The organism is Geodermatophilus sp. SYSU D00965 (assembly GCF_054050075.1).
Genome location: NZ_JBJGYQ010000037.1, coordinates 1 through 25,704, shown reverse-complemented (window position 1 = coordinate 25,704; position 25,704 = coordinate 1). Strand labels below are relative to the sequence as shown.

The following is a 25,704-nucleotide window of genomic DNA, read 5'->3' as shown; positions in this document are numbered from 1 at the left end:
ACCCCCACAGAAACAAGGCCACGGCGGCGGCCGCGGCCGGGGGCGCCCCCCCCCCCCCCCCCCGCGCCCCCCCCCCCCCCCCCCCCCCCCCCCCCCCCCCCCCCCCAGGGAGGCGACCCGAGCGGGCGCTGCGAGGCGGGGCGGCGCCGGGCGGGCGACCCCCGCGGGGTCAGCGCGTCTGGCTGAAGAAGCCGAGCCTCCGGCTCAGCTCGTCGGCGCCCGACAGCACGCGACGGGCCAGTCGCGGGAAGTCGGCCGGGTCCATGCGGAAGGACGGCCCGGAGACGCTCAGCGCCGCCATCACGTCGCCGTCCGCGCCCCGCACGGGCGCGGCGAGGGCGTTGAGGCCGACCTCGTACTCCTCGACGGTGCTGCCCCACCCCTGCTCGACGATCAGGTCGAGGTCCTGCCGCAGCGCCTCGGGGTCGGTGGTCGTGGCGTGCGTGTAGCGCGGCAGCTCCCGGGAGAGCACGCCCTTGCGGACGGCGTCGGGCGCGTGCGCCAGGAGCACCTTGCCGCTCGACGTGGCGTGCAGCGGGGTGCCCTGCCCCACCCAGTTGTGCGTGCTGAGGGCCGCCGGCCCGCGGACCTGGCTGACGTTCACCGCGCGATCGCCGTCCAGGATGGCGATGTTGACCGTCTCCTCGAGCTCGGCGGCCAGCGCCTCGCAGATCGGCCGCCCCTCGCGCGCGATGTCCAGCTGTGCGGCGGCCGCGCCGGCCAGGCGCACGACTCCGAAGCCCAGCCGGTACTTGCCCCGGTCGGCCAGCTGCTCGACGAAGCCCCGGCTCTCGAGGGCCGCGACCAGCCGGAAGGCCGTGGACTTGTGCACACCGAGTTCGGCCGCCACCTCGGTGACGCCGGCCTCCCCCTGGGCCGCCAGGATCTCGAGGACGCTCAAGGCGCGGTCCACGGACTGCACGACGGCGACCGAGCCTCGCTCTGCGTTCTCTGCCTGCGCCTCGCTCATGATCTCAGGGTAGGTGGCCCCTGCCGCGCCCCCGCTCCCCTTCCTCTTGACGAAGGGGTGAAGCGCGAGCAGGCTGTTGCGCTATCAGCACAGCGTTGCGTCAAATGCAACAACGACGAGCTGGAGCGCCCATGATCCCGGTCTGTCCCACGACCGCGCTGCCGCCCGGTGAGGCCATCCGAGTAGCGGCCGACGAGCCCATCGCGGTCTTCAACGTCGACGGCGACTTCTACGCGATCGACGACACCTGCACCCACCAGGACGCCTCGCTGGCCGACGGCTGGCTGGACGGCTGCGCCGTGGAGTGCCCCCTGCACTCCTCGTGCTTCGACCTGCGCACCGGCAAGGTGTCCGGTCCGCCGGCCAAGACGCCGGTCCGCACGCACGCGGTCGTCGTCCGGGACGACGTGGTCTACGTGCAGCCCGGCGTGCCCGCGGACGGTGCCGCATGACCCCCACGGTCGCCGTGGTCGGCGCGTCCCTGGCCGGCCTCTCGGCTGCGCGTGCGCTGCGGGAGCAGTCCTTCGAGGGCCGCATCGTGGTCATCGGCGACGAGGTGCACGCCCCGTACGACCGCCCACCCCTGTCGAAGGAGTTCCTGGCCGGGACGGCCACGCTGGAGGACATCGCCCTGGGCACACCGGACGACGACGACCTCTCCCTCGAGTGGCGGCTGGGCGCCACGGCGGTCGGCCTGGACCGCCTCGGCCGCACGGTGCTGCTGGACGACGGCAGCGAGGTCCGGGCCGACGGCGTCGTCCTCGCCACAGGGGCCCGCGCCCGCCGCCTGCCCGGCAGCGAGAGGCTCGCCGGCGTGCACGTGCTGCGCTCCCTGGACGACGCGGTCGCCCTGCGCGCCGACCTCGCCGCCGGTGGACGTCTGGTCGTGATCGGCGCGGGCTTCATCGGGGCGGAGGTCGCCTCCACGGCCCGCACGCTGGGATGTGAGGTCACCGTCGTGGAGACCCAGCCCGTCCCGCTCGCCGGTCCGCTGGGTGCCGACATGGGTGCGGTCTGCGCCGGGTTGCACGCCGACCACGGCACCCGGCTGCTCGTCGGCACCGGTGTCGCCGGCCTGGTCGGCACCGGGAGGGTGGAGGCGGTCGAGCTGACCGACGGCACCCGCCTGCCCGCCGACGTGGTGGTCGTGGGGATCGGCGCGCTGCCCAACGTCGAGTGGCTGGCCGACTCCGGCGTGGCCCTCGGCAACGGCGTCCTCACCGACGCGCGCGGCGCGACGAACACCCCGGGCGTGGTCGCGGTCGGCGACTGCGCCGCGGCGTGGTCGGCTGCCGCCGAGCGGCACGTCCGCACCGAGCACTGGACGCACGCGCTCGAGCACCCGGCGACCGCGGTCGCCACCCTGCTCGGCGCCGGGGAGCCCGCGCCGCCGCCGGTGCCCTACTTCTGGTCCGACCAGTACGGGGCCCGCATCCAGTTCGCGGGATCGCGCCGCGAGGGGGACGTCGCCCGCGTGGTGGAGGGCAGCTGCGCCGACCGCAGCTTCCTGGTGGTCTACGAGCGCGACGGGCAGCCCGTCGCCGTCCTCGGGATGAACCAGCCGCGGTTGTTCACCCGGTGGCGCCGGCAACTGCGCTCAGCGGTGCCCACGCCGTCCTGACCGCCCCGCCGGCGCCGTCCGGCCACCGGCGCGCGGGGCGGCGAGCGCGGCGGCCGCCACGAGGACCGCGGCGGCGGCGAGCGCAGCCCGGGATCCGGCGGTGTCGGCGAGGACCCCGAGGAGGGCGGCGCCGGCGGCCTGGCCGGCGGTCAGCGCGATGAACAGCAGGGCCGTGGCCTGGGCGGCCGCTCCCGGCGCGAGCCGACTGCCCCAGACGATCAGCACGCCGCTGAGGGCCACGAACCCGCAGCCGAAGAGCGCCAGGGCCGTAGCGGCGAGCACGACCGACCCCGGCCGCCAGGCGAGCAGTCCCGTGCCGGCGGCGGCGAGGCCGGCCGAGGCCAGCCAGGCGGCGGGGAGGCCGGCTCGGCGCACGGCGCTCCCGCTCAGGCCGCCGAGCAGGGCGGCACCGCCCAGTAGGCACCACAGCAGCCCGGAGACCCGGGAGGGCAGTCCGCTCCCGGTCGTCACGTCGGCACCGAAGGTCCACACCCCGGCCCCACCGGCCCCGGCGAGCAGCGCGGCGGTCAACGCGCGGACGAGCCGCCGCGGCTGCAGTCCGGACTCCGGCCGGTCGCGGTCCGGCACCGGTGGGCGCCAGCAGGCCGACCGGTCGGCCCACCAGGTCACGAGCAGCGCGCTCCCGGCGAAGGCGACCCACGCCCACCGCCACTCCCCCGGCCAGGCCAGCACCACCAGGCCACCGGCGACCACGCCTGCCCCGGTGCCGCTGTTGACCACCGCCTGGGAGCGCGGCTCGGCGGCCGGCGACACCGTCCCGGCCACGGCGGCCACCAGCGCCGGACTGGCGGCGCCGGCTCCGCTGCCGGCGACCAGCGCCCCGATCGCCAGGACCGGTGTGCCCTCGGCGGACGCGACCGCCAGTGAACCCGCGGCGGCACTGAGACCGGCCGACCACAGGGCCGGACGCGCCCGGCCCCGGCCGACCAGGTACAGCCCCAGCCCGGCAGCGGCGCAGTAGGCGAGGTAGCTGCTCGCGGCGATGCCCCCGGCGGCACCGGGCGTCAGCCCGAGGTCCGAGCGGAAATGCGGCAGGTAGAGGCCGAACCCGTACCGGGTCAGGCCGTAGGTCACGGCGACGACCAGCAGTCCGCTGACCACCAGCGCGCGCGGCGCCTGCCCGCCGTCCGGGCCGCGAGCCGACTGTAACGATCGTTTCGACATAACGATCGTTATGCTAGGGCGGTGCCCACCGCCGCCGCGAGTCGACCGGCCCGGGAGCGGCTGCTCGCTGCCGCCGGGCAGCTGTTCTACGAGTCCGGGATCGCCGCGACCGGCGTGGACGCCGTCCTGGCCCGCGCCCGGGTGTCACCGGCGACCCTGTACGCCCACTTCTCCGGCAAGGACGGACTGGTCGCGGCCTACCTCGAGGACCGCTTCCGGCGCTGGCAGCAGACCTGGGACGAGGTCCTCGACGAGCAGACCGATCCGGTCGACCGGCTGCTGTCGGTCTTCGACGCGGTCGCGCGCTACCGCGCGGCCGAGGGCAACCGCCGCGGGTGCGCGTTCCTCGCGGCGGCCACCGAGCTGCCGCCGGGCCATCCCGGCCGGCAGTGGCTGGCCGCCGACTCGCGGCTGCTGACCGAGCGCCTCCACCGGCTGGCCGAGTCCGCCGGCGCCGACAGGCCCACCGACGTCGCCGACGGTCTGCTGGCCTTCTACGACGGCGCGCTGGCCCGGCTCGCGCGCCAGGCGGCCACCCCCGGACTGGACACGGGCGATCCGGTGCAGCGCGCCCGGCAGGCGGCAGCGGACTGGCTGGCGGGCCGGCTGCGTCCGGCGTCCTCCTCCGGCTGAGCACACCCCCCCACGGGCGCCAGCCTCCCGGTACCGGAGCGGCCTCAGCAGCTCCGGTACCGGGAGGCTCACCGTGTGTCGGGCCGGCCTCAGTCGCGGGGATCGAGCGGGCGGCCGATGGGCTCGGCCTCGGGCTGCCCCTGGGACGGGACCGACGGGCCCTCCACCTGCGCCACGAAGTTGCCGCTCGGCCTGATGGGCAGCCGGCCGACCGTCTCCGGACCCGTCGGGGACGCCGGCGCCGGCACGTCCGGATCGTCGGGGAGCCGGGAGGGCTCCACCACGAGGACGAAGTCGTCGCCGTGGCGGCTGATGCCGTCGACGACGGCCTGCTCGATCGCCAGGCTGGCGTAGTTGCCCCGCAGCACGATGGGGTCGCGCCGCAGGTCCTTGACCAGGCTCACGGCCATCGCCGCCATCACCAGGGCGAACGGCAGGGCCACGATGATCGTCAGGTTCTGCAGCCCGGTCAGTGCGGCGCCGTCCTCCCCGAGGAGCAGCATGATCGCTGCGACGGAACCCATCACCACGCCCCAGAACACGACGACCCAGCGGCTGGGTTCCAGGGTGCCGCGCTGCGACAGCGAACCCATGACGATCGAGGCCGCGTCCGCACCGGACACGAAGAAGATCGCCACGAGGACCATCACGAGCACGGTCGCGGCGGTGGCCAGGGGGTACTGCTCGAGGACGGCGAACAGCTGGCCCTCCGTGGTGCCCTGGCCGGCGACGTCGAGGCCGTCGCGCTGGGCGGCGATCCCGGCTCCGCCGAACACGGCGAACCACAGCAGGCTGACCAGGCTGGGCACCAGCAGGACGCCCGTGACGAACTGCCGGATCGTCCGCCCGCGGCTGATCCGCGCGATGAACAGCCCGACGAACGGCGTCCAGCTGATCCACCAGGCCCAGTAGAAGACCGTCCAGCCACGCAGCCAGGTGGCCATCGCGTCGCCGCCGGTGGCCTCCGTGCGCGCCGCCATCTCGCCGAGGTCGGAGAAGTAGCTGCCGATCGCGTCGGGGATGAGGTTGAGGATGAAGATCGTCGGGCCGAGGACGAACACGAACACGGCGAGCAGCAGAGCCAGGACCATGTTGGTGTTGGACAGCCACTGGATCCCGCGCTCGATGCCGGAGACCGCCGAGGCGACGAAGGCGGCGGTCAGGATCGCGATGATGGCGACCAGGACGCCGTTGCCGACGTCCCCCGCCCAGCCGAGGATCTCCACCCCGCTGCCGATCTGCAGGGCACCGAGCCCGAGGGAGGCCGCCGACCCGAACAGCGTCGCGAAGATCGCGAGGACGTCGATGACCCGGCCGACCGGGCCCTCCGCCCGCCGCCGGCCGAGCAGCGGGATGAAGGCGGAACTGATCAGCTGGCGGCGGCCCTTGCGGAAGGTGCCGTAGGCGATGGCCAGCCCGACGACGGCGTACATCGCCCACGGGTGCAGCGTCCAGTGGAACAGCGTGGTCGCCATCGCCGTCTGGATCGCCTGAGCGCTCTCGGCCTCGGACGTGAGCGGCGGCGGGCCGACGTAGTGCGACAGCGGCTCGGCGACCCCGAAGAACATCAGCCCGATGCCCATGCCGGCGCTGAACATCATCGCGATCCACGAGATGGTGCGGAACTCCGGCCGCTCGTCGTCACGCCCGAGCGGGATCCGTCCGTACTTGCCGGCCGCCAGCCAGATCACGTAGACGACGAAGGCCGACGCGAGCAGCACGAACAGCCAGCCCAGCCTGCCGGTGATCCAGCCGAGGACCGAGCCGCTCACCGTGCCGAGGCCCGTGGGGGTGGCGAAGCCCCAGGCGACGAAGCCGAGCGCCATGACCGCGGCGATGGCGAACAGGACCCGGTCCACCGCCCAGTGCCGGTCGGCGACGCAGGGCGGCGGCTCGGCGATGGCCGGGTGGGTCCCGGTCACGGTCACGTCCGTGGCGTCGACGGGGACGTGTTCGGCTGCCGCTCCGCCGGCCACGCCGGGCGCTGCAGGATCCCCGGGCCCCGACCGGCTCACCGGGCGAGAGGACGAGGGGTTTCCGCTCCGCGGTTTCTCCATGACACTCCCCTGTCTTGTTGCGTCATCCGAGACCGACTTCGCATGAGGGAACCAGAGGCTCTGGCCCGGAACAAGGGTCCACAGTGATTCTTTACACATTCCGCACGAGACGGGCTCTGCGTCATCCGGGCGTAACGACGCGGAGTCCGGTGCGCCCGTGCAGCGCTCCGGCACGTGACGGCCCCCGGCCGGGCCGTGGACTCGGGTGCGGGTGTCGTGGGCCGGGTGGTCAGGGCACGGTCGGTTGCGCAGGTCGCGGAGCCATAGCCTGGGCGCGTGCCCGCCTGGCCTCCCCGCCGCCGTGTGCCGTACTCGCGTCTCCCGGAGCGGGCCTGGCGGGCGATCGCGGGGAGCGACCCGCCGACGGCGCCCATCGGCCTGCGGGCCCAGCCCAGCCGGATGGACGACCTCACCGCTCACGCCGCGCTCGGCCTGGCACTGCGCATCGGGGCGTCCATGCTCGCCGTCGGAGCCCCCTCTGCCGACGTGACCGCGACGGTGCTGCGGGTCGCCGCGGCCTACGGGCTGACCAGTTGCCAGGTCGACATCACGTTCACCTCTCTCACAGTCAGCGTCGACCGCGAGGACGCGGTACCGCTCACCGCGATGCGCATCGTGCGGATGAGCCGGCTGGACTACACCCGCCTCCAGGGGGTCACCGACCTGGTTCGTGCGATCAGTGCGGACGGCCTCGACGTCGAGGAGGCGCACCGCCGGCTGGACCGCGTGGTCGCGGCGCCGGCCACGTACCGCCGGACCGTGAACGCGCTGGCCTGGGCCGGCGTGGCCGGTTGTTTCGGGCTCGTCCTCGGCGGTGGGTGGCTGGAGGCCCTCATCGCGGCGCTGACCACCGCCGGGATCGAGCAGGTCATGCGCGTGCTCAACCGGCGGAGCCTGCCGGTCTTCTTCCAGCAGGTGGTGGGGGCCGCGCTCGCCACCGGGGTGGCCGTCCTCCTGCTGGCCTGGGACGTCGACGTCCGGACCTCCCTGGTCGTCGCCGCCGGCATCGTGGTCCTCCTCGCCGGGCTCTCCCTTGTCAGCGCCGCGCAGGACGCGATCAGCGGGTTCCCGGTGACCGCCGGGGCGCGGGCCTTCGAGGTGGTGACGCTGACCGCCGGCATCGTCGTCGGCATCGCCGGCGTGCTCGACGCGGCCCAGCGCGCCCACCTCCCGCTGACCGTCGTCACCACCGCTCCGCTCCCGGTACCGGTCGCCGTCGCGCTGGCCGCATCGGCCGGGATCGCCGGCTTCTGGGCCCTGGCCAGCCATGCCCGGCCCCGCGCGGTCGGCCTCGCCGCGGTCGCCGGAGCGCTGGCCTGGACGACGTTCTGGGCGCTCAGCACCCTCGGCGCCGGCGCTCCACTGGCCAGCGGGGTCGCGGCCGTCGTCATCGGGTTCTGCGGAGAGGTGCTGACCCAGCGGCTCCGGGTCCCACCGCAGCTCGTCGCCGTCTGCGGCATCGTCCCTCTGCTGCCGGGGCTGGCGATCTACCACGGCCTGTTCCTGATCGTCGTCGACGGCGACATCGACGGCGGACTGGCCGCCCTCGTCGGGGCGCTGGCCGTCGGGCTCGCGCTCGCCGCCGGCGTCACGCTGGGCGAGTACCTCGGCAGGCCGGTCAGCGCCGAGCGGGACCGCTTCGACGAACGGGTCCGCAGGCGAGCCATGACCACCGACTGAGCGGCTCACCGGCGGGGCTGGGCACTGCGCACGCCTCGACCCCGCCGTCGCGACGGCGTCCCGTCGCTGGGGCAGTGCTCGGGACCCGGAGCGGCGTCCTTCGCACGACGGCTCCTGGCTCCCGTTCCTGGTCTGGTCGACAAGTCGTGGGCCTGACCCCAGGTGGATCAGGGACGTCCGCCGCCGTTCACGCTCGGGGCCGACGGCCGCCGGGCGCTGCCGCGTGGAGCAACCCGGTCGGCCCGGCAGGGAATCGGGCCGGACGCAGGGGGACGCCGCCGGCGCCGGCCGGCGGGTCGCCGAGCTGCTCACCGCCGCGGCCCTCTTCGCCGAGGACCGCGGCAAGGCCGTCGTCGGCGTGGCCCACTTCCTCGACCACTGGCCCTCGCCGGTCCGGTGGACGCTGTCGTCGAGGACGCCGCGGGTGCGGCGAGCAGCAACGGCCACCCGGTCGAGTGCCGTCCCCGTGGACGTGGTCGACACCGTCGGGGCCGGGGACGCCTTCGTGGCCGGCTATCTCGCCGAGCGCCTCGCCGGCGGCTCGCCCGCCGCACGGCTGGCGCTGGCGGTCACGACCGGGGCCTTCGTCTGCCTCACGTCCGGCGACTGGGAGGGCCTCCCGCGGCGCGAGGAGCTCTCCCTGCTGACCGACCGGGAACCCGTCCGGCGTTGACGCCCGGCCTCCTCCCGGACGGTCGACGGTGTCCCCGGCGAGGCCGGCGACCGGGACGGGCGCGGCTTGACCGCGCCCGTCCCAGCTGCGGGGTCAGCGGGGAGGCGCCCAGGACAGCGGCTCGCGGACCGGGGAGGTGTTGAAACTCGGCAGGACCATGTGGCCGCCGTCGACGGGCAGTGCCACACCGGTGATGTCGGCCGCGTCGTCCGAGGCCAGGAACACCACAGCTCGGCTGATCGTCTCCGGGCTCAACATGCCCAGTCCGGCCAGCGCGTGCCAGTTGCGGGCGCTCTCCGCGCGGTCCTCCGCGGTGCCGCCGGTGTGGCCGGCCATCATGTCGTAGGACCCCTGCCAGTCGTTCATCTTCGTGTCGACGAAGCCGGGACAGATGGCGTTGCACCGCACGCCGTACGGCGCCATCTCCACGGCGAGGCTCTTCATCAACCCGATGACCCCGTGCTTGGCGGCCGTGTAGTGCGCGAAGCCGGGGCCGGCCTCGAGTCCGTTGACCGACGACGTGAGGATCACCGACCCGCTGCCCTGCGCCAGCAGGTGCGGTGCGGCCGCCTTCACCGTCCGCCACGGACCCGAGAGGACGACGTCGACCATCTCGGCCCACTGCTGCTCGGTGATCTCCCACGCCGGCGTGAGGGCCCAGATGCCGGCGTTGGCGACGACGACGTCCAGCCGGCCCAGCTCGCTGACGGCCCGCTCGACGGCGGCATCGAGATCCTCCTGCCGGCGCACGTCCCCCTGCACGGCGATGGCCCGGCGGTCCAGGGCCTCGACGGCGGCGACCGTCTCCTTGAGGTCCTCCGCCGTCCCGGGGGCGTAGGGCAGCGTCTCCAGGGCGTCCGGGACGTCCAGGCACACGACGTCGGCACCCTCACGGGCCATCGCGACGGCGTGTGCCCTGCCCTGCCCCCGTGCGGCGCCGGTGATGAATGCGACGCGACCAGCGAGCCGACCGCTCATGTCCACGACTTCCTCTCGAGTTCGGGTGGTCCGGGGCTGTCCGTGCAGCCGGGACGACGGGTCAGGCCGGGATCGCGGTGGGCTGGAACGCCAGCAGGCGCCACCGGTCCCCCTCGGCGACCCACACCGCGGCGACCCGGCTGTTGAGCGTCTTGGCGACCCCGTTCATGTGGATCGAGCCGGACATCGTGCCACCGACGACCACCACACCGGGTCGGCTCACGACGGCCTCGGTGGTGTGCTCGAGGCTGTGGTAGACGAGCGTCCCGGTGCGCAGCATCTCCAGGTAGTCGGCCTTGCTGTCGACCGTCGCGTTGGAGTGGGCGTAGCGGACGTCGTCGCTGAGCAGCTCGTCCAGGGCGTCGAGGTCGGCGTCGACCATCGCCGCGTAGCGACGGTCCTCGAGGTCCTCGATCTGGCTGGTGGAGAGCGTGTCGGACAGGGTCATCGTTCCTCCATCGGGTTGTCGTTCCGGAGAAGTCGCAGGACCTCGGCCATGTCCCGGTCGGACAGGCCGGCTCGCCGCGCGTCGTCGAGGACGCGACCGACCGTGGTCGCGACCGGGAGGTCCAGGTGGTGCTCGCGGGCGAGCTCCAGGCCCAGTCCGACGTCCTTGTGCAGCAGGGAGACCGGGAAGGCCACGCCGGCACTCTCCGGCCTCAGGAACGTCTCGCGCTTGTAGGAGACGTAGGGCGCCGCCACGGCACTGGCCTGGAGGACGTCGTAGAACACCTCGGGGTCGAGCCCGTCGGCGCGCGCGACCACCAGCGCCTCCGCCACGGCCTGGTTCAGCGACGCCAGCGCGAGGTTCACCGCGAGCTTGGCGGCCGATCCGGAACCCACCGGCCCGGTGTGGAACTGGGCCCGGGTCATCGCGGCGAGCAGGGGTCGTACGGCGGCGAACACCTCCGGCTCCGCGCCGACCATCGCGGTGAGGGTGGCGTCCTCGGCCATGCTGACGCTGCCGGACACCGGGGCGTCGGCGAGGACGACGCCGGTCGCGTGCGCCTTCTCCGCGAGTGCGCGGACCGGCGCGGCGCCGACGGTCCCCATCACCACGTGCACGTGGGAGGGGCCGCCGTGCGCCACGATCCCGCGCTCGCCGAACAGCAGGCTCTCGGTGGTCGCGGCGTCCGGCAGCATGCTCACCGACACCTCGGTCCCGGCGAGCCGAGAGGCGTCCTCGACCACCTCGACGCCGGCGTCCGCCAGCTCGGGCGGCACGGCCCCGGTGGAGAGCGCGGGGTCGTACCCGACGACCCGGTGACCGGCGAGTGCCAGGTGGCGCGCCATGGGGCGCCCCATCCGGCCCAGACCGGCGAACCCGACCTGCATGACTGACCTCCTGGAGCTGAGGGTGGGTCTCGCTGGAGCCGGCGAGACGCTGAGACGGACCGGGGACGACCCGACGCCCGCGGGGAGGCACCGGTCCCCGGGGCAGGCCGGGCCGGCGCCCGGTCGGCGCGCTAGCGCCGCAGGGCGGGCGGCGGTTCTCCCGCCCAGGCGGCGCGGAGCAGGGCCTCGACGCCGTCGCGGGTGACCGGCCGGGGGTTGCGATAGCTCGACCCGGCCCCCCCGGCGACGGCGAGCTCGGCGATGCGGCCGATGTCCTGTTCCTGCATGCCGAGCTCGGCCAACGAGCGGGGGGCGCCCAGCCGGCCGGCCAGCTCCCACAGCTCCCGCGCCGGGTCCGGCACGCCGCCCAGCGCCCGGGACAGCGCGGCGACCGCCTGCGGCGTGGCGGGCTGGTTGTACGCCAGCGCGTGCGGCAGGACGACGGTGTGGGTCTGCGCGTGCGGCAGGTCCAGCGTGCCGCCGAGGGTGTGGCACAGCTTGTGGTGCAGCGACATGGTCGTGGCGGCCAGCACCGCACCGCACAGCCAGGCCCCGTACTGCGCCTCACCGCGGGCGTCGAGGTCGGATCCGTCGGCCACCACCGCCGGCAGCGCGGCGGCCAGGGCGCGGGCGCCCTCCTCGGCCATCAGCGACACGATCGGCGTCGCGTCGGGCGCGTAGAGGCCCTCCACGGCGTGGGCGATCGCGTTCAACCCGCTGGTGGCCGACAGTCCCGCCGGCAGGGTGAGGGTGAGCTCGGCGTCGTAGACCACGCTGCGCGGCAGCACCCGCAGATCGCGGCCGGTGCGCTTGGCGCCGGCCTCGGTCAGCCCCCACACCGGGGTCATCTCCGAGCCGGCGTAGGTCGTCGGCACCGCGATCACCGGCAGGCCGTGCTCGAGCGCGATGGCCTTGCCCAGCCCGACCGCCGAGCCGCCGCCGACGGCCACGCAGCCGTCGGCGCCCAGCTCGCGGGCGAGGTCCCGGGCGCGGGTGGCCACCTCGATCGGCACGTGCATCCGGGCCTCGGGCAGCACGCCGGCGGCGCGGTCGCCCAGGGCGCCGGCGACCTGCTTGCCGGTGTCCTCCTGCTCCGGGGAGCACAGCACCAGCACCCGGGTCAGGCCCAGCGCGGTGACCTCTTCCGGGAGCTTGGCCAGCGACCCGGCGCCGAACACCACCCGCATCGGCAGCGCGGAGTAGGTGAACGGGGCGATCACGACGGCGCTCCGCGCACCACGGTCGGCTGCACGTCGGCCGGTGAGGCCGCCGGCGGGGCGTCGCCCGCCCGCAGCAGGGTCAGGTCGAACGTCAGCGTCCGGAACGGGTTGGCCAGCCCGACCTCGGCGGCCCGGGCCGGGTCGTCCACCTCGCCCACCTCGCGGATCAGGCTCTCCTTGACCCCGAACACCGCGTCGGAGTCCAGATACGGGCTGTCGGCGACGAACACGTGCGTGGTGACCGGCCGGTAGCCGTCCGCGGCGACGATGAAGTGCAGGTGCGCCGGGCGGTTGGGGTGCCGGCCGGTGGCGGCCAGCAGTTGCCCGACCGGGCCGTCGTCGGGGATCGGGTAGTACCGCGGCACCACCGAGCGGAACCAGAACCGGCCCTGCGCGTCGGTGGCGAACAGCCCGCGCAGGTTGCCCGGCGGCTGGATGCCGGGCTGCTGGACGTCGTAGAAGCCGTCCTCGTTGGTCTGCCACACGTCCACCGAGGCACCGGCCAGCGGCTCGCCGTCCGGACCGGTGACCCGCCCCGACACCAGGCACGGGGTGCCCTTGCGGTCGAGGTTGATGTCCTCACCGAGCTCCCGCTTCGGCGACTCGACCATGTGGAACGGGCCCAGCACCGTGGACTCGGTCGAAGTGCCGCCGGTGCGGTGGTTGATCGTCTCCACCAGCATCGAGACGCCCAGCACGTCGGAGAGCAGGATGAACTCCTGCCGCACCTCGTTGCTCATGTGCCCGGTGCGGGTGAGGAAGTCGATCGCGAACCCCCACTCCTCCTCGGTCAGCTCCACGTCCTTGACGAACGCGTGCAGGTGACCCACCAGCGAGGTCAGCACCCGCTTCAGCCGCGGATCGGGGGTGTTCGCGAAGCTGGCGGCCACGACCTCGGCCGAGCCCTCCTCGGTGAACAGCTGCCGGTCGCTCACGCCCGCCCCTCCTCGGCACGGTCGAGCACGGTGCGCAGGCTGGCTTCCAGCGCCGCCTCGGCCTCGGCGTCGGACGCAGCGCCGGCGGAACGGAAGGCCACGTAGTTGTCCGGGCGAGCCAGCAGGACCCCTCCGTCGTCGATGCCGCGGACCCGCGCCCAGTCGCCGTACAGGTCGTCGTACTCCTGGCCGGGGCCGATGACGACGGCGCCCACGTCCACTCCCAGCCGCTCCCCCACGACGGCCGCGGCGCGCACCCAGCTGTCCCCGCCGATGCCGGTGAAGACGGTGAACCGGCCGTGACCGCCGAGGTCGAGGGTGGAGACCTGGCGTCGGTGGTCGGTGGTCAGCCAGGCGTGCGGGAGCTTGGCGCCCGGGCGCGACGTCGTGTGCGAGTACAGCTGGGGGTCACGGGCCGGCTGCTCCGGAGGGGTGTCGTCAGGCACCACCGCGGAGGACTCGTAGCGCTGGTCCATCTCCACGCCGTGGCAGTTGAACTCGTAGTCCTTGAACGCGATCGCCTCGCGCAGGCCCGCCCGCTGCTTCTCCGCCTCCGGCGTCGCCTGCTTGCGCGCAGCCATGTGCGCCACCATCACGTCGGGGTCGCTGGTGTCGAGCAACCCGAGCGCATCGAAGAGCCGGCTGGTGTCGGCGATGCTCTGGTTGGCCCGGTCCACGATCTGCTTGCCCACCGGTGCGCGCTCGGCCGAGTAGGTGTCCAGCAGCCCCGGCCCGGCCTGGCCCTTGAGCACCATCGCCAGCTTCCACGCCAGGTTGTAGGAGTCCTGGATCGAGGTGTTGGAGCCCAGGCCGTTCGACGGCGGGTGCCGGTGGACGGCGTCACCGGCGCAGAAGACCCGGCCGACGGAGTAGCGCTCGGCGGACATGTGGTTGACCGTCCACGCCGAGCTGGAGCTGATGGTCACCTTGACGGAGTCGTCCCCGACGAGCTTGCGGACGATGGAGAGCGCGTACTCCTCGGTGAGGTCCGGCGCGGGGCCGTTGATGTCGTAGCCCCAGACGATCAGCCACTTGTGCCAGGGCCGGACCATGCGCACCAGGCCGGCGCCGATACCGCCGACGTCGGCGCCCGGCTGCAGCACCCAGTAGAGGACCGAGGGCCGGTCGGCGACGAGGTGGGAGAGGTCTGCCTCGAAGACGATGTTGATGCTGCCGCCGACGCCCATCTGCCCCTGCAGGGGTAGACCGATCTCCTCGGCGACCTGGCTGCGACCCCCGTCAGCGCCGATGACGTACCGGGCGCGGATGTCGTACTCGTCGCCGCGCAGCCGGTCGCGCACGTGCACGGTGACGCCGTCGTCGTCCTGCTGCAGCGAGAGGTACTCGGTGTCGAAGCGCACCTTCGCCCCGCGGGACTGGGCGTTGTGCAGCAGCACCGGCTCCATCAGGTCCTGCGGCATGTCGCAGATCCGCGACGGGCTGGCGGCGGTGTAGTCGGCCAGCCGGTCGGGCCGGGTGCCCCAGGCGTGCAGCCGGCCCAGTTCCTCGCCGGCGATCGAGGTGCAGTAGACGAGGTTGCCCATCAACTCCTGAGGTACGGCCTCTGCCATCACCTCCTCCTCGACGCCGAGGTCGCGGAGGGCCTCCATCGTGCGCTGGTTGGTGATGTGCGCACGGGGAGTGTCCGCGAGCCGCCCGTACTTGGTGATCACGGTCGTCTGCACGCCGTAGGTGGCCAGCGCGAGTGCGGCCGACGAACCGGCCGGCCCGCTGCCGACGACGAGGACGTCGGTGTCGAGGTCTGGCATCGGATGCCCTCTCCTTGTCGCTCGGGTCACATCTCGTCGACGAGTGTGGAGCCGACCGGAGAGGGGCTTCCTGCACGATCCGGCCGACTTCGCTGCACGAAAGGCGCGTCGTCGACGCGCCGAGAACGAAGGGCTCAGGACCCGCGGCGCACGGCACCGGGGGTGGTGTCCAGATGTGCGCGCATGACCCGGGTGAGGTGCTCCTGGTGCGAGAAGCCGCACCGAACGGCGATGTCGGCGATGGGCGCGGTGTCGGTGCGCAGCAGCCGGCACGCATGGTCGACGCGCAGGCCCAGGAGGAACCGGTGCGGCGCGAGGCCGGTCCGCGCCTTGAACTGCCGGCTGAACTGGCTGACGCTCAGCCCCGCGATCGAGGCCAGCTCGGCCAGCGAGACCGGCTCGGCCAGCCGATCCTCCATCGCCGCCCGCACCGCCGCGAACTGACGATCCCCGAGCCCGCCGGCCGGCCGGTCGTCCGCGGCGTCCGCCGAGGACCCGCGGACTCCGTGTCGGCGCACCAACTGGGCGGCGACCATGCTGCCCAGCTGCTCGACGTACGTCCGCGCGGCGGGCTCCCACCCGCGCAGCGTCTCGTCCATCGACAACACGAGCTGCTCCAGCAGTCGATCGCTCGTGCCGAGCTCCTCCGCCAGCTCGACCGGCCGGCCTCCGTCGGCAGCGTCCTGGAGCACCTCGTCGCTGAGGTAGAGGTGCACCGTGCGGAGAGGACCGCCGAGTTCGACGGTGAGATCCCGCCCCGCCGGCTGGATGAACAGTCCCCCGGCCGGCACCGTCCGGGAGCGGCTCGCCCTGCCCTGGCCACGCCGGACCGTCACCGGCCCGTCCAGGTGCAGAATCACGAGGTGCGTACCGGCGGCCGCGAAGGACTCGCGGTACGGCCGTTCGCACTGCACCGACAGGTACTGCTTGTCCCACCCCAGGCCCGCGCTGGTCCGCTCGGGCATCACCCACGGCTGCCGGAGGATGCCGTTGGTGTGCAGGAGCCCTAGTTCACTCGACACAGACCGTTCCTCTGGACGACCGGGGAGGCGCTCAGCGTGTGGTGCACCACACAGCTTATGCATCGTCCTCCTGCGGATCCCCTGTCCGCTGCGCCGAGAGCCGCGTCCGTGTCCTCCTATCGGGTCAGGTACAGGGCTGCGGCGGGCGAGGGTGTTCAGGTGCGCCGGCCCACCCGGTAGCCGGTCGGGAAGACCGCCAGCCGCCCGCGCGTCAGGCCCCACAGCCCCCGCGGCGCCAGCAGAGTGACCGCGATCGCGACCGCCCCGACGATGACCAGGTACCAGTTGCCGAGGTCGGCGAGAGTGTCCTGGAGCAGGTAGTAGACGACCGCGCCGAGGATCGGCCCCTCGATCGTGCCGAGCCCCCCGATGACCACGATGAAGATCATCGTGGCGGAGTAGTCGACGCTGAAGATCGAACCCGGCTGCACCCGCAGGGTGTTCGCCACGATCACCGCGCCGGCCAGCCCGCAGCCCACGGCGGCGAGCACGAACACCAGCCGCTTGGCCCGGGTCACCGCCACGCCCGACGACCCCGCCGCGGTCGGCTCGTCGCGGATCGCGGTCAGCGCCAGCCCCAGCCGCGACCGCATCAGCAGGTACACGCCCAGAACGACGGCGACCGCGACGCCCAAGGCGACCCAGTACACGAAGGCGATCCGGTAGACCGGCTCGATGCCGCTGAACGCACTCAGCGAGGCGCCCGATCCGGCGCCGACGGCGTCGATCTGGGTGACCACCAGCCGGACGACCTCGGCGATCACCCAGGTCCCGATGGCGAAGTAGCCGCCGGAGAGCCGGAAGGCGAGGTACGACGTCGGCCAGGCCAGCAGCCCACAGACCAGGGCGGCCAGCGGGATGGCGAGGAAGGGGTTCACCCCGAGGTTCTGCGCCAGGTAGACCAGGCCGTAGCCGCCGAGGCCGATCCACGCCTGCTGGCCGATGGACACCATCCCGCCGTAGCCGGCCAGCAGGTTCCACATGGTGCCGAGGACCACGAGGGAGAACAGGCCCACGAGGTCGATCTGGGTGCCGCGCGAGGCGAGATAGGGCAGGTAGGCGAGGACGGCGACGGCGACGAGCAGGACGCCCCCGCCGATCCATGCCGCGGGGCCGCTGCGCCGGACCCGCACCCTCCCGTCGCGGCCCGCGGTGCCGGCGTCCGCGCCGCGCGCTTCCGGCCGCAACTGCGTCACCGGGTCACCGCCGCGGGCAGCAGGCCACGGGGCCGGACGGCGAGGACGGCCAGGAAGACCAGGTGCCCGGCCAGCACGCCGTAGGCGGGATCGACCGCCGCGCCCAGGTTCTGCGCGACGCCGAGCACGACCCCGCCGAGCAGGGTCCCCCACAGCGAGCCGAGCCCGCCGATGATCACGGCCTCGAACGCGAAGATCAGCGTGGTCGCCCCGGCGCCGGGGTCGAACGTGGTCCGGGCGCCGAGGAAGACCCCGGCCACCGCAACTGTGCCGAGCGCGATGGCCGTGGCAACGGCGTAGAGCCGGCGGTTGTCGATGCCCATCAGCGGGGCTGCCTCCTGGTCGTCACTGGTGGCCCGCATCGCCCGGCCGGTGCGTGTGCGGGCGAGGAACTGGCCCAGCCCGGCGATGATGAGCACGCCCACCACCGCGGCGAGCAGCGGGAACCACCCGATCGACAGGCCGTCGGAGATCCGGATGCTGGCGGTGGCCAGTCCGCCCACGGCGAGCCGCTGGGTGTCGGCCGAGAATCCCTCCAGCAGCAGGTTCTGCAGCACCACCGCGAGCCCGAACGTGACCAGCAGGGGGGCCAGCTCCCCGCCGCGCAGCGCCCGGTCGAGCAGACCCCGCTGCAGCACGTAGCCGAGGGCCGCCATCACCGGCACGACCAGCAGCAGGGTGAGGAACGGGTGCCAGCCGAGGAGGTCGCCGAGCAGCAGCGCCAGGTAGGCGGCACCGATCGCGAGCACTCCGTGCGCGAGGTTGACGATCCGCATCACCCCGAACATCAAGGACAGCCCGGCGGCCACCAGTGCGTACAGCCCGCCGAGCAGGATCCCCTGCACGACGGCGTTCACCCAGCTCATCGCTCCCGCACCCCGAAGTAGGCCGCGGTCAGCTGGGCCGGGTCGACCTCGGAGGCCGCCGCCTCCAGGGCGGTGCGGCCCTCCAGGAGGCACTGCACGCGGTCGGCCACGGCCATCGCCTGGTGCACGTCCTGCTCGACCACGAGCACGGTGGTCCCCTGCTCGGTGATGCGCGGCAGCGCCGCGTACAGCTGCCGCACCACCACAGGGGCCAGGCCCAGGGAGACCTCGTCGAGCAGGAGCAGCCGCGGGTTGGACATGAGCGCGCGGCCGATGGCGACGGCCTGCTGTTCACCGCCGGAGAGGTTCGCCGCCGGCCGGGCCCGCCGGTCGGCGACCAGCGGGAACAGCTCGTACACCCGAGCCAGGTTCCAGGGCCCCTTTCGCCGCACGTGCGCTCCGACCTGCAGGTTCTCCTGCACCGACAGGCTGGGGAACAGCCGTCGACCCTCCGGGCACAGCGCGATCCCCCGACCCACGCGCAGGTGTGCGCCGACGCCGGCGAGCGAGTCGCCGTCCAGGCGGACGGCGCCGGAGGCAGGCCGGAGCAGGCCGGCGACGGTCTTCAGCAGCGTCGACTTCCCGGCCCCGTTGGCGCCGATGACCGCCAGCGTCTCCCCTTCGGCAACCCGGACGGTCAGGCCCCGCAGCGCGGGCACGTCGCCGTAGGTGACGGTGACGTCGTCGACCTCGAGCAGCGGCGCGCCGCTCATGCCTCCTCCACCACCGGGTCGTCGCCGGCGATCGTCGAGCCCAGGTAGACCTCGACCACCTGCGGATCGGCCAGCACCTGGTGCGGATCCCCGACCGCGAGCACCCGCCCGTAGGTCAGGCACATCAGCCGAGTGACGACGGCGACCAGCGCGTGGACGACGTGCTCGATCCAGACCACCGCCACGCCCGCGCGACCGAGGTCGCGCACCGTCTCCACCAGGGCCGGCACCTCGGCCTCGCTGAGCCCGCCGGCGATCTCGTCGAGCAGCACCAACCGGGGTTCGGTGGCCAGCGCACGCGCCAACTCCAGCCGCTTCCGGTCGAGCAGCCGCAGCGATCCGGCCGGGGTGTCTGCCGCGCCGGCCAACCCGGCCGTCTCCAGCGCGTGGTAGGCGCCGTCGACAGCGGCCCGTCCCCTGTGGCCGCCGCCGAAGGAGGCGGCCACCAGGGCGTTCTCGAACACCGTCATCCCGCCGAAGGGCCGTGGGATCTGGTAGCTGCGCCCGATGCCGGCGCGGCAGCGCGCCGCCGCACCGGTCCGAGTGACCTCGGCGCCGTCGAAGCGCACCGACCCGGCGTCGGGCCGGAGGACGCCGTTGACGACGTTGAGCAAGGTCGACTTGCCCGCGCCGTTCGGCCCGACGATGCCGAAGGCCTCGCCCGGCGCGATGGAGAAGGAGACGTCGTCGAGGACGGTCAGGCGGCCGAACCGCTTCCCGACCCCGGCGACCTCCAGGAGTGGTGTGCTCATCAGCCGAGCGGTTCCACGGTGCCGGCCGTGGGGATCTCGGAGGCCTCGCTGTTGCTCACGATGACCAGGTCGAAGGGATGGGCGCCGCCGTTGGTGGCCCGCCACTGGCCGCCGACCAGCGGGGTCTTGGCCACGTTCGGCACCGGGCCCGCCGTCCAGTCCAGGTCGCCGACGATCGTGGAGACCTGCAGCTGCGAGAGCGCATCGGCGATGGCCTGCGGCTCGGCGCTGCCGGCCCCTTCGAGGGCGGCCACGGCCACCTCGAAGAGGGCGTGCACGAAGCCGATCGGCTGCGTCCACTGCTGCCCCGTCTCCTGCTCGTAGGCATCGGCCAGCGCCTGGGCGTTCTGGTCGGTCAGCGAGCTGGTGAAGGGGTGCTGCGGGCTCCACCAGACCTCCGTGCTCAGGCCGTCGGCCGACGGGCCGATCGCCTCGACCGCGGAGGGGAAGAGGATCGCCTTGGCGACCGTGGCGATGACCGGCCGGAAGCCCTGCTGCTGGGCCTGCTGCCAGAAGGTCGCGAAGTCCGGCGGGATCGGGACGCCGGCCAGGATCTGTGCGCCGGCTCCCTGGAAGGCCGCGATCTGCGCCGAGAAGTCCTGCGTGCCGTTCTCGTAGAGGCCCGGGTCGGTGATCGTGTAGCCGTTCGGGCCGACCGCGCCCGGGAAGTCACCGCTCCACGCGTTGCCGTCCGGGTCGTTCGGCCAGAGGGCTCCGACCTGCTTGTTCGTGGTGACCTGGCCCCACATGTCCTGATAGACGGCCTCGACGTCCTCCAGGCCCCAGAAGAAGTGGTAGGTCCAGTCGAAAGCCTCGTCCTCGGTGCCGCCGCGGCCGAAGAAGAACGGCTGCCACGGCGCAACGGTGGTGATGCACGGGACGCCGTTGGCCTCGCACTGGTCGGCGACCGGGTTGACGGTGTCCGGGGTGGAGGCGGCGAGGATCAGGTCGGCACCGTCGTCGTTGATCAGCTCGCCAGCCACCTCGCCGGCCCGCCGGGAGTCGGACTGCGTGTCCTTGACGACGATCTCCACGTCGTAACTCGTGCCACCGAGCTCCACCGGGTTGTCCGCGAAGTAGTCGGTCATCTGGTCGACGACGAACGCGTCGGCCTCGCCGAAGGGGGCCAGGGCCCCGGTCTGCGGCGTCACATAGCCGATGACCAAGGTACTGCCGTCCGCGCCGTCGCCACCCCCACCGAGGCTGCCACCGCAGGCGGTCAGCGCGAGCAGGGCCGCCGAGGCGAGTGCGAGGCCCCGGAGGCGCCTCGGGAGCGGGGTGCGACTGTGCACGGCTTCTCCTTCAAGTCTCGCCAGACGAATGGACGTCGCCAGGCGCGGTGGCAGTGGAGGTGGGTCAGGGACGGCTGGACCTGTCACGGACTGCGCCCCAGCACGAGTTCCGGACGAGTCGCAATGACCCGGTGATCGGCTGCACGAGCACGGTGGGGTGACGGGCGACCGCAGGACGAGAGCTCGCTCGGCGCACGGGATCAGCTTCCGCAAGGACTCACTCGTCCCTGGTTCGATCGCCGTCGGCCATCGGATGCGCTCTCCTGTCGCTCGGATCACATGTGGCGTCCGAGTGTGGGGCCGACCACAGAGCAGCTTCCTGCACGATCCGACCGACTTCGCTGCACGAAATGCGCGTCGTCGACACGGCAGGAGCAGGCTGCTCACGAACCACGGCGAACGGCGCCAGGGGTGCTGTGGAGGGCCGTTCGCATGACCCGGCCAGGTGTTCCTGACGCGACGAGCGGCGCTGGACGGCGCTGCGGCATCGAGACCTTGACAGTTGTCCCGCGCCGGTCCACGGTGCGGCCCACGAAACCGCCGGGTCCCGGAGGATGCCATGGGCCATGGACACGAGGACGACATCGACGTCCTCGCCCGCGAACTCGACGCGGTGAACGCCGTCCTCGAGGACCTGACCGACGCGGACTGGGCTCGACCCACCCACCTCGTCCCCGAGGGTGAGGGCCTGGCGCGCTGGCGGGTGGCCGACCTGGTGGCCCACATCGACATCTCGATCGGTCTGACCCTCGGCCTGCTCGACAGCATCCAGACGGGCCAGCCCGGCCGGGACCGGGCCAGCTTCTTCATCGCCGACCGCAGCCGGGTGGCACCGGTCGTCTACGACTACGCGGTCAAACACGCCGCCGAGCAGGACCGCGCCGGCCTGGTGGAGCGCACACGTGCCACGTTCGCGGCCAGCCTCGACGGCATCCGACAGCATCCTCCGGACACCATCGGCTCGGGCTTCTTCGCCCTCATGCGCCTCGACGAGTGGGTGCCCACCCGGGTCGTGGAGGCAGTGGTCCACGGCATCGACCTGACCGACGCGCTGGACCGCACCAGCGTGGCGACGCCCGCGGGCACCACGATGACCGCCGCGATCCTGGACGACGTGCTGGCCCGCCGGACCGTCGCCGGGCGGCCACCGGACCTGGCCGACGACGTGACCTGGGTGCGCGCGGCGTCAGGTCGATCCCCTCACCCCGACCCTCGGCTCCCGCTCATCGTGTGAGTGCGCCGGCTGCGAGGATGGGCGAGCGGTCCGGTCGACCTGCGGCTCGTTCCCCGGCCGCCGGCACGGTCGGAAGGCGGCGGCCTCGGAGAACCGGCGCAACGCGCGGACGCCCTCCTCCGTGAGGTCCTCGACAGCGCGTGGGTCGAGGTGCTCCCCCAGCCGTGACTCGGCGCGGGTGGGCTTCTCCGGAACTCTCGTCGTGAGCCGGCACCTCACAGGGATCGACGTGGGATGCGCCGGACGAGGTCGGGGCCCGCGTCCCGCACCTCGGGGTTGACGGTCGCATGTGACCCAGCGCACACTCTGCCGCGCTCAGCGGGGACCGTGTGCGGGCGTACACGAGGAGGCGCGGATGCCGCTCGAATCCCGCGCCCTCCGCAACGTCTTCGGCCGGTTCGCCACCGGCGTCACCGTGGTGACCTGCGCCAAGGACGACGGGGTACCGCACGGCGCCACGGTGAACGCGTTCACCGCCATCTCGCTCGACCCGGCGCTGTGCCAGGTCACGGTGACCCGCGCTTCGAGGGCATCCCGGTACCTCGACGGCGCCCCGTTCGCGGTCAACGTGCTCACCGCCGAGCAACTGGACACCGCGTGGCACTTCGCCGGCCGCCCCCAGCACCCCGAACCGGACTGGGCCGAGGGACCGACCGCGCCGGTGCTGGTCGGAAATGCGGCCACGATCTCCTGCCGGCCGTGGCGCACCTATGACGGCGGTGACCACCTGATCGTCATCGGCGAGGTCGTCGACCTCGACGTCACCGACGCCGACCCGCTGCTGTTCTTCGGCGGCCGGTTCCGCGAACTGGCGGCGCCCGCCACCGGCGTCGAGTGGGCTGCGTCGCTGGACAGCCCCGAGCTGGGCTGGTTCGACGCCGGCGCGAACCTCACCCCACTGCGCCCACACCGCTCCCGCGCCGCGCCCTGACCGGCTCCGCATGCAGGTCCACCGCTCCCCCGACCCCACGCAGGAGGCCCTCCCGTGACCCTCGAGCAGGAACGCCCGGCCGCCGTCCCTCCCGCCCCGGACGCCCCCACGGCCAGCCGACCGATGACCGGCGACGAGTACGTCGAGAGCCTCCGCGACGACCGCGAGGTCTGGATCTACGGCGAACGGGTGCGCGACGTGACCACGCACCCGGCCTTCCGCAACTCCGTGCGGATGACCGCCCGTCTCTACGACGCGCTGCACGACCCCGCGCAGCGGGACGTCGTGACGGCGCCGACCGACACCGGCAACGGCGGGGTCACCCACCCGTTCTTCCGTGCGCCGCACTCGGTGGAGGACATGGTGGCCGACCGGGACGCGATCGCCGCCTGGGCGCGGATGACCTACGGCTGGATGGGCCGCTCACCGGACTACAAGGCCAGCTTCCTCGGCACCCTCGGCGCCAACAGCGACTTCTACGCCCCGTACCAGGAGAACGCCAAGCGCTGGTACCGCGAGTCGCAGGAGAAGGTCCTGTACTGGAACCACGCCATCATCAACCCGCCGGTCGACCGCAACCTCCCGCCCGACGAGGTCGGCGACGTCTTCATGAAGGTGGAGAAGGAGACCGACGCCGGCCTCGTCGTCTCCGGCGCGAAGGTGGTGGCCACCGGCTCGGCGATCACGAACTACAACTTCATCGCCCACTACGGGCTCCCGATCAAGAAGAAGGAGTTCGCGCTCATCTGCACGGTGCCGATGAACGCGCCGGGCGTGAAGCTGATCTGCCGCGCCTCCTACAGCCAGCAGGCCGCGGTCATGGGCAGCCCCTTCGACTACCCGCTGTCGAGCCGGCTGGACGAGAACGACACGATCTTCATCTTCGACAAGGTCCTGGTGCCGTGGGAGAACGTCTTCGTCTACGGCGACATCGACAAGATCAACGACTTCTTCCCGCAATCGGGGTTCCTGCCCCGCTTCGCCCTCCACGGCTGCACCCGGCTGGCGGTCAAGCTCGACTTCATCGCCGGCCTGCTGCTCAAGGCGCTCGAGGCCACTGGCACCAAGGACTTCCGCGGCGTGCAGACCCGGGTCGGGGAGGTCATCGGCTGGCGCAACGTCTTCTGGGCGCTCTCCGACGCCCTCGCCCGGACCCCGGACGAGTGGAAGGACGGCGCACTGCTGCCCAAGCTCGAGTACGCCTTCACCTATCGGATGTTCATGATGCAGGGCTATCCGCGGGTCAAGGAGATCATCCAGCAGGACGTGTCCAGCGGGCTGATCTACCTCAACTCGCACGCCATCGACTTCAAGACCCCCGAGGTGCGGCCCTACCTGGACCGGTACGTCCGCGGCTCCAACGGGATCGAGGCGGTGGACCGGGTCAAGCTGATGAAGGCGTTGTGGGACGCCGTGGGCACCGAGTTCGGCGGCCGGCACGAGCTGTACGAGCGCAACTACTCCGGCAACCACGAGGGCGTGCGCGCCGAGCTGCTCTTCACCGCCGAGGCCATGGGCACCACCGAGAAGATGAAGGGCCTCGCCGAGGCCTGCCTGGCCGAGTACGACCTCGACGGCTGGACCGTGCCCGACCTCATCGGCAACGACGACGTCTCCATCTTCGCGAACCGACGGTGAGCAGGGAGGACCCATGACCACCACCCAGCCCAGCCCCACTGCGGCCGGCTCCGGCGCCAGCGCCACCGCGTCGTTCCGGACCACCGGGCAGTACCGCGGAGGGGACGCCGCCACCGTCTCCCCGGAGCGGGTGAGCACCGTCGTCAAGGCCGTCCTGGCCGGCGTCCACCAGGCCATCCGCGACCACGAGGTCACCTATCCGGAGTTCCAGGCCGCCAAGGCCTGGATGATCGAGGTCGGCGAGGGCGGCGAGTGGCCGCTGTTCCTCGACGTCTTCGTCGAGCACGTCGTCGAGGAGGTCCAGGCGGCCACCCAGCAGGGCACGAAGGGCACCATCCTGGGCCCCTACTACCTCCCCGGCGCTCAGCGGCTGCCCTCCCCGGCCACCCTGCCGATGCGCGCGGACGAGAAGGGCACCCCGCTCGCCTTCGCCGGCCAGGTCCGCGACCTCGACGGCAACCCGATCCCCGGCGCCGAGGTCGACATCTGGCAGGCCGACGACGCCGGCTACTACTCCGGCTTCGCCCCGCACCTGCCCGAGGGCAACCTCCGTGGGGTCGTCGTCACCGACGCCGACGGGCGGTTCGAGATCCGCACCATCCAGCCCGCGCCGTACCAGATCCCGACCGACGGCCCCACCGGCAAGCTCATCGAGGCCGCCGGCTGGCACCCGTGGCGCCCCGCCCACCTGCACCTCATCGTCGGCGCGCCGGGGCACCGGGCCATCACCACCCAGCTCTACTTCCGTGGCGGCGAGTGGCTCGACAGCGACGTCGCCGAGGCGGTCAAGCCCGAGCTGATCCTCGACCCGCACGACCAGGGCGACGGCACCCGCCGGGTGGAGTACGACTTCGTCCTCGAACGCGCCGAGACCGCAGCCACCGCTTGAGATCGGCCCGCCGGGGGGGGGGGGGGGGGGGGGGCGCGGCCCCGCGCCCGCCCCCGCCGCCCGGCGGGGTCGGACCCCCGCGCCCCCCCCCCCGGGCGGGGGCGGGGGTGGGGGC

At 73.2% G+C, this 25,704-nt stretch carries 24 protein-coding genes and 1 pseudogene; 9 read left to right on the top strand and 16 right to left on the bottom strand.

All coding sequences use genetic code 11. From position 1 onward, the window contains the following. Positions 1 to 169 precede the first annotated feature (169 nt). Positions 170 to 970 (bottom strand): IclR family transcriptional regulator, encoded by an 801-nt coding sequence (locus tag ACI789_RS23585; RefSeq protein ID WP_457011986.1) that lies wholly within the window; start codon positions 968 to 970, stop codon positions 170 to 172. Positions 971 to 1,101: 131 nt separating this feature from the next. Here ACI789_RS23585 and ACI789_RS23580 point away from each other — a divergent pair, with 131 nt between their 5' ends. Together ACI789_RS23580 and ACI789_RS23575 are read left to right on the top strand one after the other, a co-directional pair. Next, positions 1,102 to 1,422: a bifunctional 3-phenylpropionate/cinnamic acid dioxygenase ferredoxin subunit gene (locus tag ACI789_RS23580; RefSeq protein WP_457011985.1), complete on the top strand. Its 321-nt coding sequence runs from the start codon at positions 1,102 to 1,104 to the stop codon at positions 1,420 to 1,422. Further along, entirely contained in the window at positions 1,419 to 2,591 is a 1,173-nt protein-coding gene (locus tag ACI789_RS23575; RefSeq protein WP_457011984.1) for an NAD(P)/FAD-dependent oxidoreductase, read from the top strand. Before ACI789_RS23580 ends, ACI789_RS23575 begins: the two co-directional genes overlap by 4 nt. Here ACI789_RS23575 and ACI789_RS23570 read toward each other — a convergent pair. After that, entirely contained in the window at positions 2,568 to 3,776 is a 1,209-nt protein-coding gene (locus ACI789_RS23570; protein WP_457011983.1) for an MFS transporter, read from the bottom strand. The genes ACI789_RS23575 and ACI789_RS23570 overlap by 24 nt on opposite strands. Before the next feature lie 21 nt (positions 3,777 to 3,797). On the opposite strand from ACI789_RS23570, the gene ACI789_RS23565 reads away from it, so the two are divergent. Then, positions 3,798 to 4,409, top strand: a complete 612-nt coding sequence (locus tag ACI789_RS23565) for a TetR/AcrR family transcriptional regulator (RefSeq protein WP_457011982.1) — start codon at positions 3,798 to 3,800, stop codon at positions 4,407 to 4,409. 89 nt (positions 4,410 to 4,498) lie between these two features. Here the strand turns inward: ACI789_RS23565 and ACI789_RS23560 are convergent, their stop codons facing one another. Beyond that, a complete protein-coding gene (locus ACI789_RS23560; protein ID WP_457011981.1) occupies positions 4,499 to 6,331 on the bottom strand; it encodes a BCCT family transporter in 1,833 nt (610 codons plus the stop codon). Positions 6,332 to 6,742: 411 nt separating this feature from the next. On the opposite strand from ACI789_RS23560, the gene ACI789_RS23555 reads away from it, so the two are divergent. After that, complete coding sequence (locus ACI789_RS23555) at positions 6,743 to 8,146, top strand: threonine/serine ThrE exporter family protein (protein WP_457011980.1); 1,404 nt, start codon at positions 6,743 to 6,745, stop codon at positions 8,144 to 8,146. 223 nt (positions 8,147 to 8,369) lie between these two features. Beyond that, positions 8,370 to 8,819: a carbohydrate kinase family protein gene (locus ACI789_RS23550; RefSeq protein WP_457011979.1), complete on the top strand. Its 450-nt coding sequence runs from the start codon at positions 8,370 to 8,372 to the stop codon at positions 8,817 to 8,819. Between the two features lie 93 nt (positions 8,820 to 8,912). Here ACI789_RS23550 and ACI789_RS23545 read toward each other — a convergent pair whose 3' ends face one another. The 13 genes and pseudogenes from ACI789_RS23545 to ACI789_RS23485 all read right to left on the bottom strand — a co-directional run bounded on the left by ACI789_RS23545 (position 8,913) and on the right by ACI789_RS23485 (position 20,897). Beyond that, a complete protein-coding gene (locus ACI789_RS23545; RefSeq protein ID WP_457011978.1) occupies positions 8,913 to 9,797 on the bottom strand; it encodes a mycofactocin-coupled SDR family oxidoreductase in 885 nt (294 codons plus the stop codon). Between the two features lie 61 nt (positions 9,798 to 9,858). Next, positions 9,859 to 10,245, bottom strand: a complete 387-nt coding sequence (locus ACI789_RS23540) for a nuclear transport factor 2 family protein (RefSeq protein ID WP_457011977.1) — start codon at positions 10,243 to 10,245, stop codon at positions 9,859 to 9,861. After that, positions 10,242 to 11,132: an NAD(P)-dependent oxidoreductase gene (locus ACI789_RS23535; protein ID WP_457011976.1), complete on the bottom strand. Its 891-nt coding sequence runs from the start codon at positions 11,130 to 11,132 to the stop codon at positions 10,242 to 10,244. Before ACI789_RS23535 ends, ACI789_RS23540 begins: the two co-directional genes overlap by 4 nt. 131 nt (positions 11,133 to 11,263) lie before the next feature. Next, positions 11,264 to 12,352 (bottom strand): maleylacetate reductase, encoded by a 1,089-nt coding sequence (locus tag ACI789_RS23530; RefSeq protein ID WP_457011975.1) that lies wholly within the window; start codon positions 12,350 to 12,352, stop codon positions 11,264 to 11,266. Then, complete coding sequence (locus ACI789_RS23525; RefSeq protein ID WP_457011974.1) at positions 12,349 to 13,287, bottom strand: intradiol ring-cleavage dioxygenase; 939 nt, start codon at positions 13,285 to 13,287, stop codon at positions 12,349 to 12,351. The genes ACI789_RS23530 and ACI789_RS23525 overlap by 4 nt, the downstream gene beginning before the upstream one ends. Continuing rightward, positions 13,284 to 15,056 carry an FAD-dependent oxidoreductase gene (locus tag ACI789_RS23520; RefSeq protein WP_457011973.1) on the bottom strand — a complete coding sequence of 591 codons (1,773 nt, stop codon included), beginning with the start codon at positions 15,054 to 15,056 and terminating at the stop codon, positions 13,284 to 13,286. The genes ACI789_RS23525 and ACI789_RS23520 overlap by 4 nt, the downstream gene beginning before the upstream one ends. A 134-nt stretch (positions 15,057 to 15,190) precedes the next feature. Then, a complete protein-coding gene (locus tag ACI789_RS23515; protein WP_457011972.1) occupies positions 15,191 to 16,078 on the bottom strand; it encodes a helix-turn-helix domain-containing protein in 888 nt (295 codons plus the stop codon). Positions 16,079 to 16,233: 155 nt separating this feature from the next. Then, entirely contained in the window at positions 16,234 to 17,274 is a 1,041-nt protein-coding gene (locus tag ACI789_RS23510; RefSeq protein ID WP_457011971.1) for a branched-chain amino acid ABC transporter permease, read from the bottom strand. After that, positions 17,271 to 18,140 carry a branched-chain amino acid ABC transporter permease gene (locus ACI789_RS23505; RefSeq protein WP_457011970.1) on the bottom strand — a complete coding sequence of 290 codons (870 nt, stop codon included), beginning with the start codon at positions 18,138 to 18,140 and terminating at the stop codon, positions 17,271 to 17,273. Before ACI789_RS23505 ends, ACI789_RS23510 begins: the two co-directional genes overlap by 4 nt. After that, positions 18,137 to 18,853 (bottom strand): ABC transporter ATP-binding protein, encoded by a 717-nt coding sequence (locus ACI789_RS23500; RefSeq protein WP_457011969.1) that lies wholly within the window; start codon positions 18,851 to 18,853, stop codon positions 18,137 to 18,139. The genes ACI789_RS23505 and ACI789_RS23500 overlap by 4 nt, the downstream gene beginning before the upstream one ends. Then, complete coding sequence (locus tag ACI789_RS23495; protein WP_457011987.1) at positions 18,850 to 18,978, bottom strand: ABC transporter ATP-binding protein C-terminal domain-containing protein; 129 nt, start codon at positions 18,976 to 18,978, stop codon at positions 18,850 to 18,852. The genes ACI789_RS23500 and ACI789_RS23495 overlap by 4 nt, the downstream gene beginning before the upstream one ends. A 144-nt stretch (positions 18,979 to 19,122) precedes the next feature. Further along, positions 19,123 to 19,560, bottom strand: a pseudogene (locus ACI789_RS23490) (ATP-binding cassette domain-containing protein); the annotation flags it as partial. A gap of 44 nt (positions 19,561 to 19,604) precedes the next feature. Beyond that, complete coding sequence (locus ACI789_RS23485; RefSeq protein WP_457011968.1) at positions 19,605 to 20,897, bottom strand: ABC transporter substrate-binding protein; 1,293 nt, start codon at positions 20,895 to 20,897, stop codon at positions 19,605 to 19,607. Between the two features lie 559 nt (positions 20,898 to 21,456). Here ACI789_RS23485 and ACI789_RS23480 point away from each other — a divergent pair. The 4 genes from ACI789_RS23480 to catA all read left to right on the top strand — a co-directional run bounded on the left by ACI789_RS23480 (position 21,457) and on the right by catA (position 25,589). Next, entirely contained in the window at positions 21,457 to 22,131 is a 675-nt protein-coding gene (locus ACI789_RS23480) for a maleylpyruvate isomerase N-terminal domain-containing protein (protein WP_457011967.1), read from the top strand. Between the two features lie 355 nt (positions 22,132 to 22,486). After that, positions 22,487 to 23,062, top strand: coding sequence for a flavin reductase family protein (locus ACI789_RS23475; RefSeq protein WP_457011966.1), 576 nt, complete (start codon positions 22,487 to 22,489; stop codon positions 23,060 to 23,062). 54 nt (positions 23,063 to 23,116) lie between these two features. Next, the gene (locus tag ACI789_RS23470; protein WP_457011965.1) at positions 23,117 to 24,700 is read left to right on the top strand and encodes a 4-hydroxyphenylacetate 3-hydroxylase family protein; all 1,584 of its coding nucleotides are present in this window, start codon (positions 23,117 to 23,119) and stop codon (positions 24,698 to 24,700) included. A 13-nt stretch (positions 24,701 to 24,713) separates the two neighbouring features. Continuing rightward, positions 24,714 to 25,589, top strand: coding sequence for a catechol 1,2-dioxygenase (catA, locus tag ACI789_RS23465; protein WP_457011964.1), 876 nt, complete (start codon positions 24,714 to 24,716; stop codon positions 25,587 to 25,589). Positions 25,590 to 25,704: the final 115 nt, after the last annotated feature.

Coding starts and splice junctions, on each gene's coding strand:
- ACI789_RS23480 (WP_457011967.1), top strand. CDS start 21,457: ATGGGCCATGGACACGAGGACGACATCGACGTCCTCGCCCGCGAACTC.
- ACI789_RS23505 (WP_457011970.1), bottom strand. CDS start 18,140: ATGAGCTGGGTGAACGCCGTCGTGCAGGGGATCCTGCTCGGCGGGCTG.
- ACI789_RS23540 (WP_457011977.1), bottom strand. CDS start 10,245: ATGACCCTGTCCGACACGCTCTCCACCAGCCAGATCGAGGACCTCGAG.
- ACI789_RS23585 (WP_457011986.1), bottom strand. CDS start 970: ATGAGCGAGGCGCAGGCAGAGAACGCAGAGCGAGGCTCGGTCGCCGTC.
- ACI789_RS23520 (WP_457011973.1), bottom strand. CDS start 15,056: ATGCCAGACCTCGACACCGACGTCCTCGTCGTCGGCAGCGGGCCGGCC.
- ACI789_RS23495 (WP_457011987.1), bottom strand. CDS start 18,978: ATGTGCCTGACCTACGGGCGGGTGCTCGCGGTCGGGGATCCGCACCAG.
- ACI789_RS23580 (WP_457011985.1), top strand. CDS start 1,102: ATGATCCCGGTCTGTCCCACGACCGCGCTGCCGCCCGGTGAGGCCATC.
- ACI789_RS23545 (WP_457011978.1), bottom strand. CDS start 9,797: ATGAGCGGTCGGCTCGCTGGTCGCGTCGCATTCATCACCGGCGCCGCA.
- ACI789_RS23575 (WP_457011984.1), top strand. CDS start 1,419: ATGACCCCCACGGTCGCCGTGGTCGGCGCGTCCCTGGCCGGCCTCTCG.
- ACI789_RS23570 (WP_457011983.1), bottom strand. CDS start 3,776: ATGTCGAAACGATCGTTACAGTCGGCTCGCGGCCCGGACGGCGGGCAG.
- ACI789_RS23475 (WP_457011966.1), top strand. CDS start 22,487: ATGCCGCTCGAATCCCGCGCCCTCCGCAACGTCTTCGGCCGGTTCGCC.
- ACI789_RS23500 (WP_457011969.1), bottom strand. CDS start 18,853: ATGAGCGGCGCGCCGCTGCTCGAGGTCGACGACGTCACCGTCACCTAC.
- catA (WP_457011964.1), top strand. CDS start 24,714: ATGACCACCACCCAGCCCAGCCCCACTGCGGCCGGCTCCGGCGCCAGC.
- ACI789_RS23535 (WP_457011976.1), bottom strand. CDS start 11,132: ATGCAGGTCGGGTTCGCCGGTCTGGGCCGGATGGGGCGCCCCATGGCG.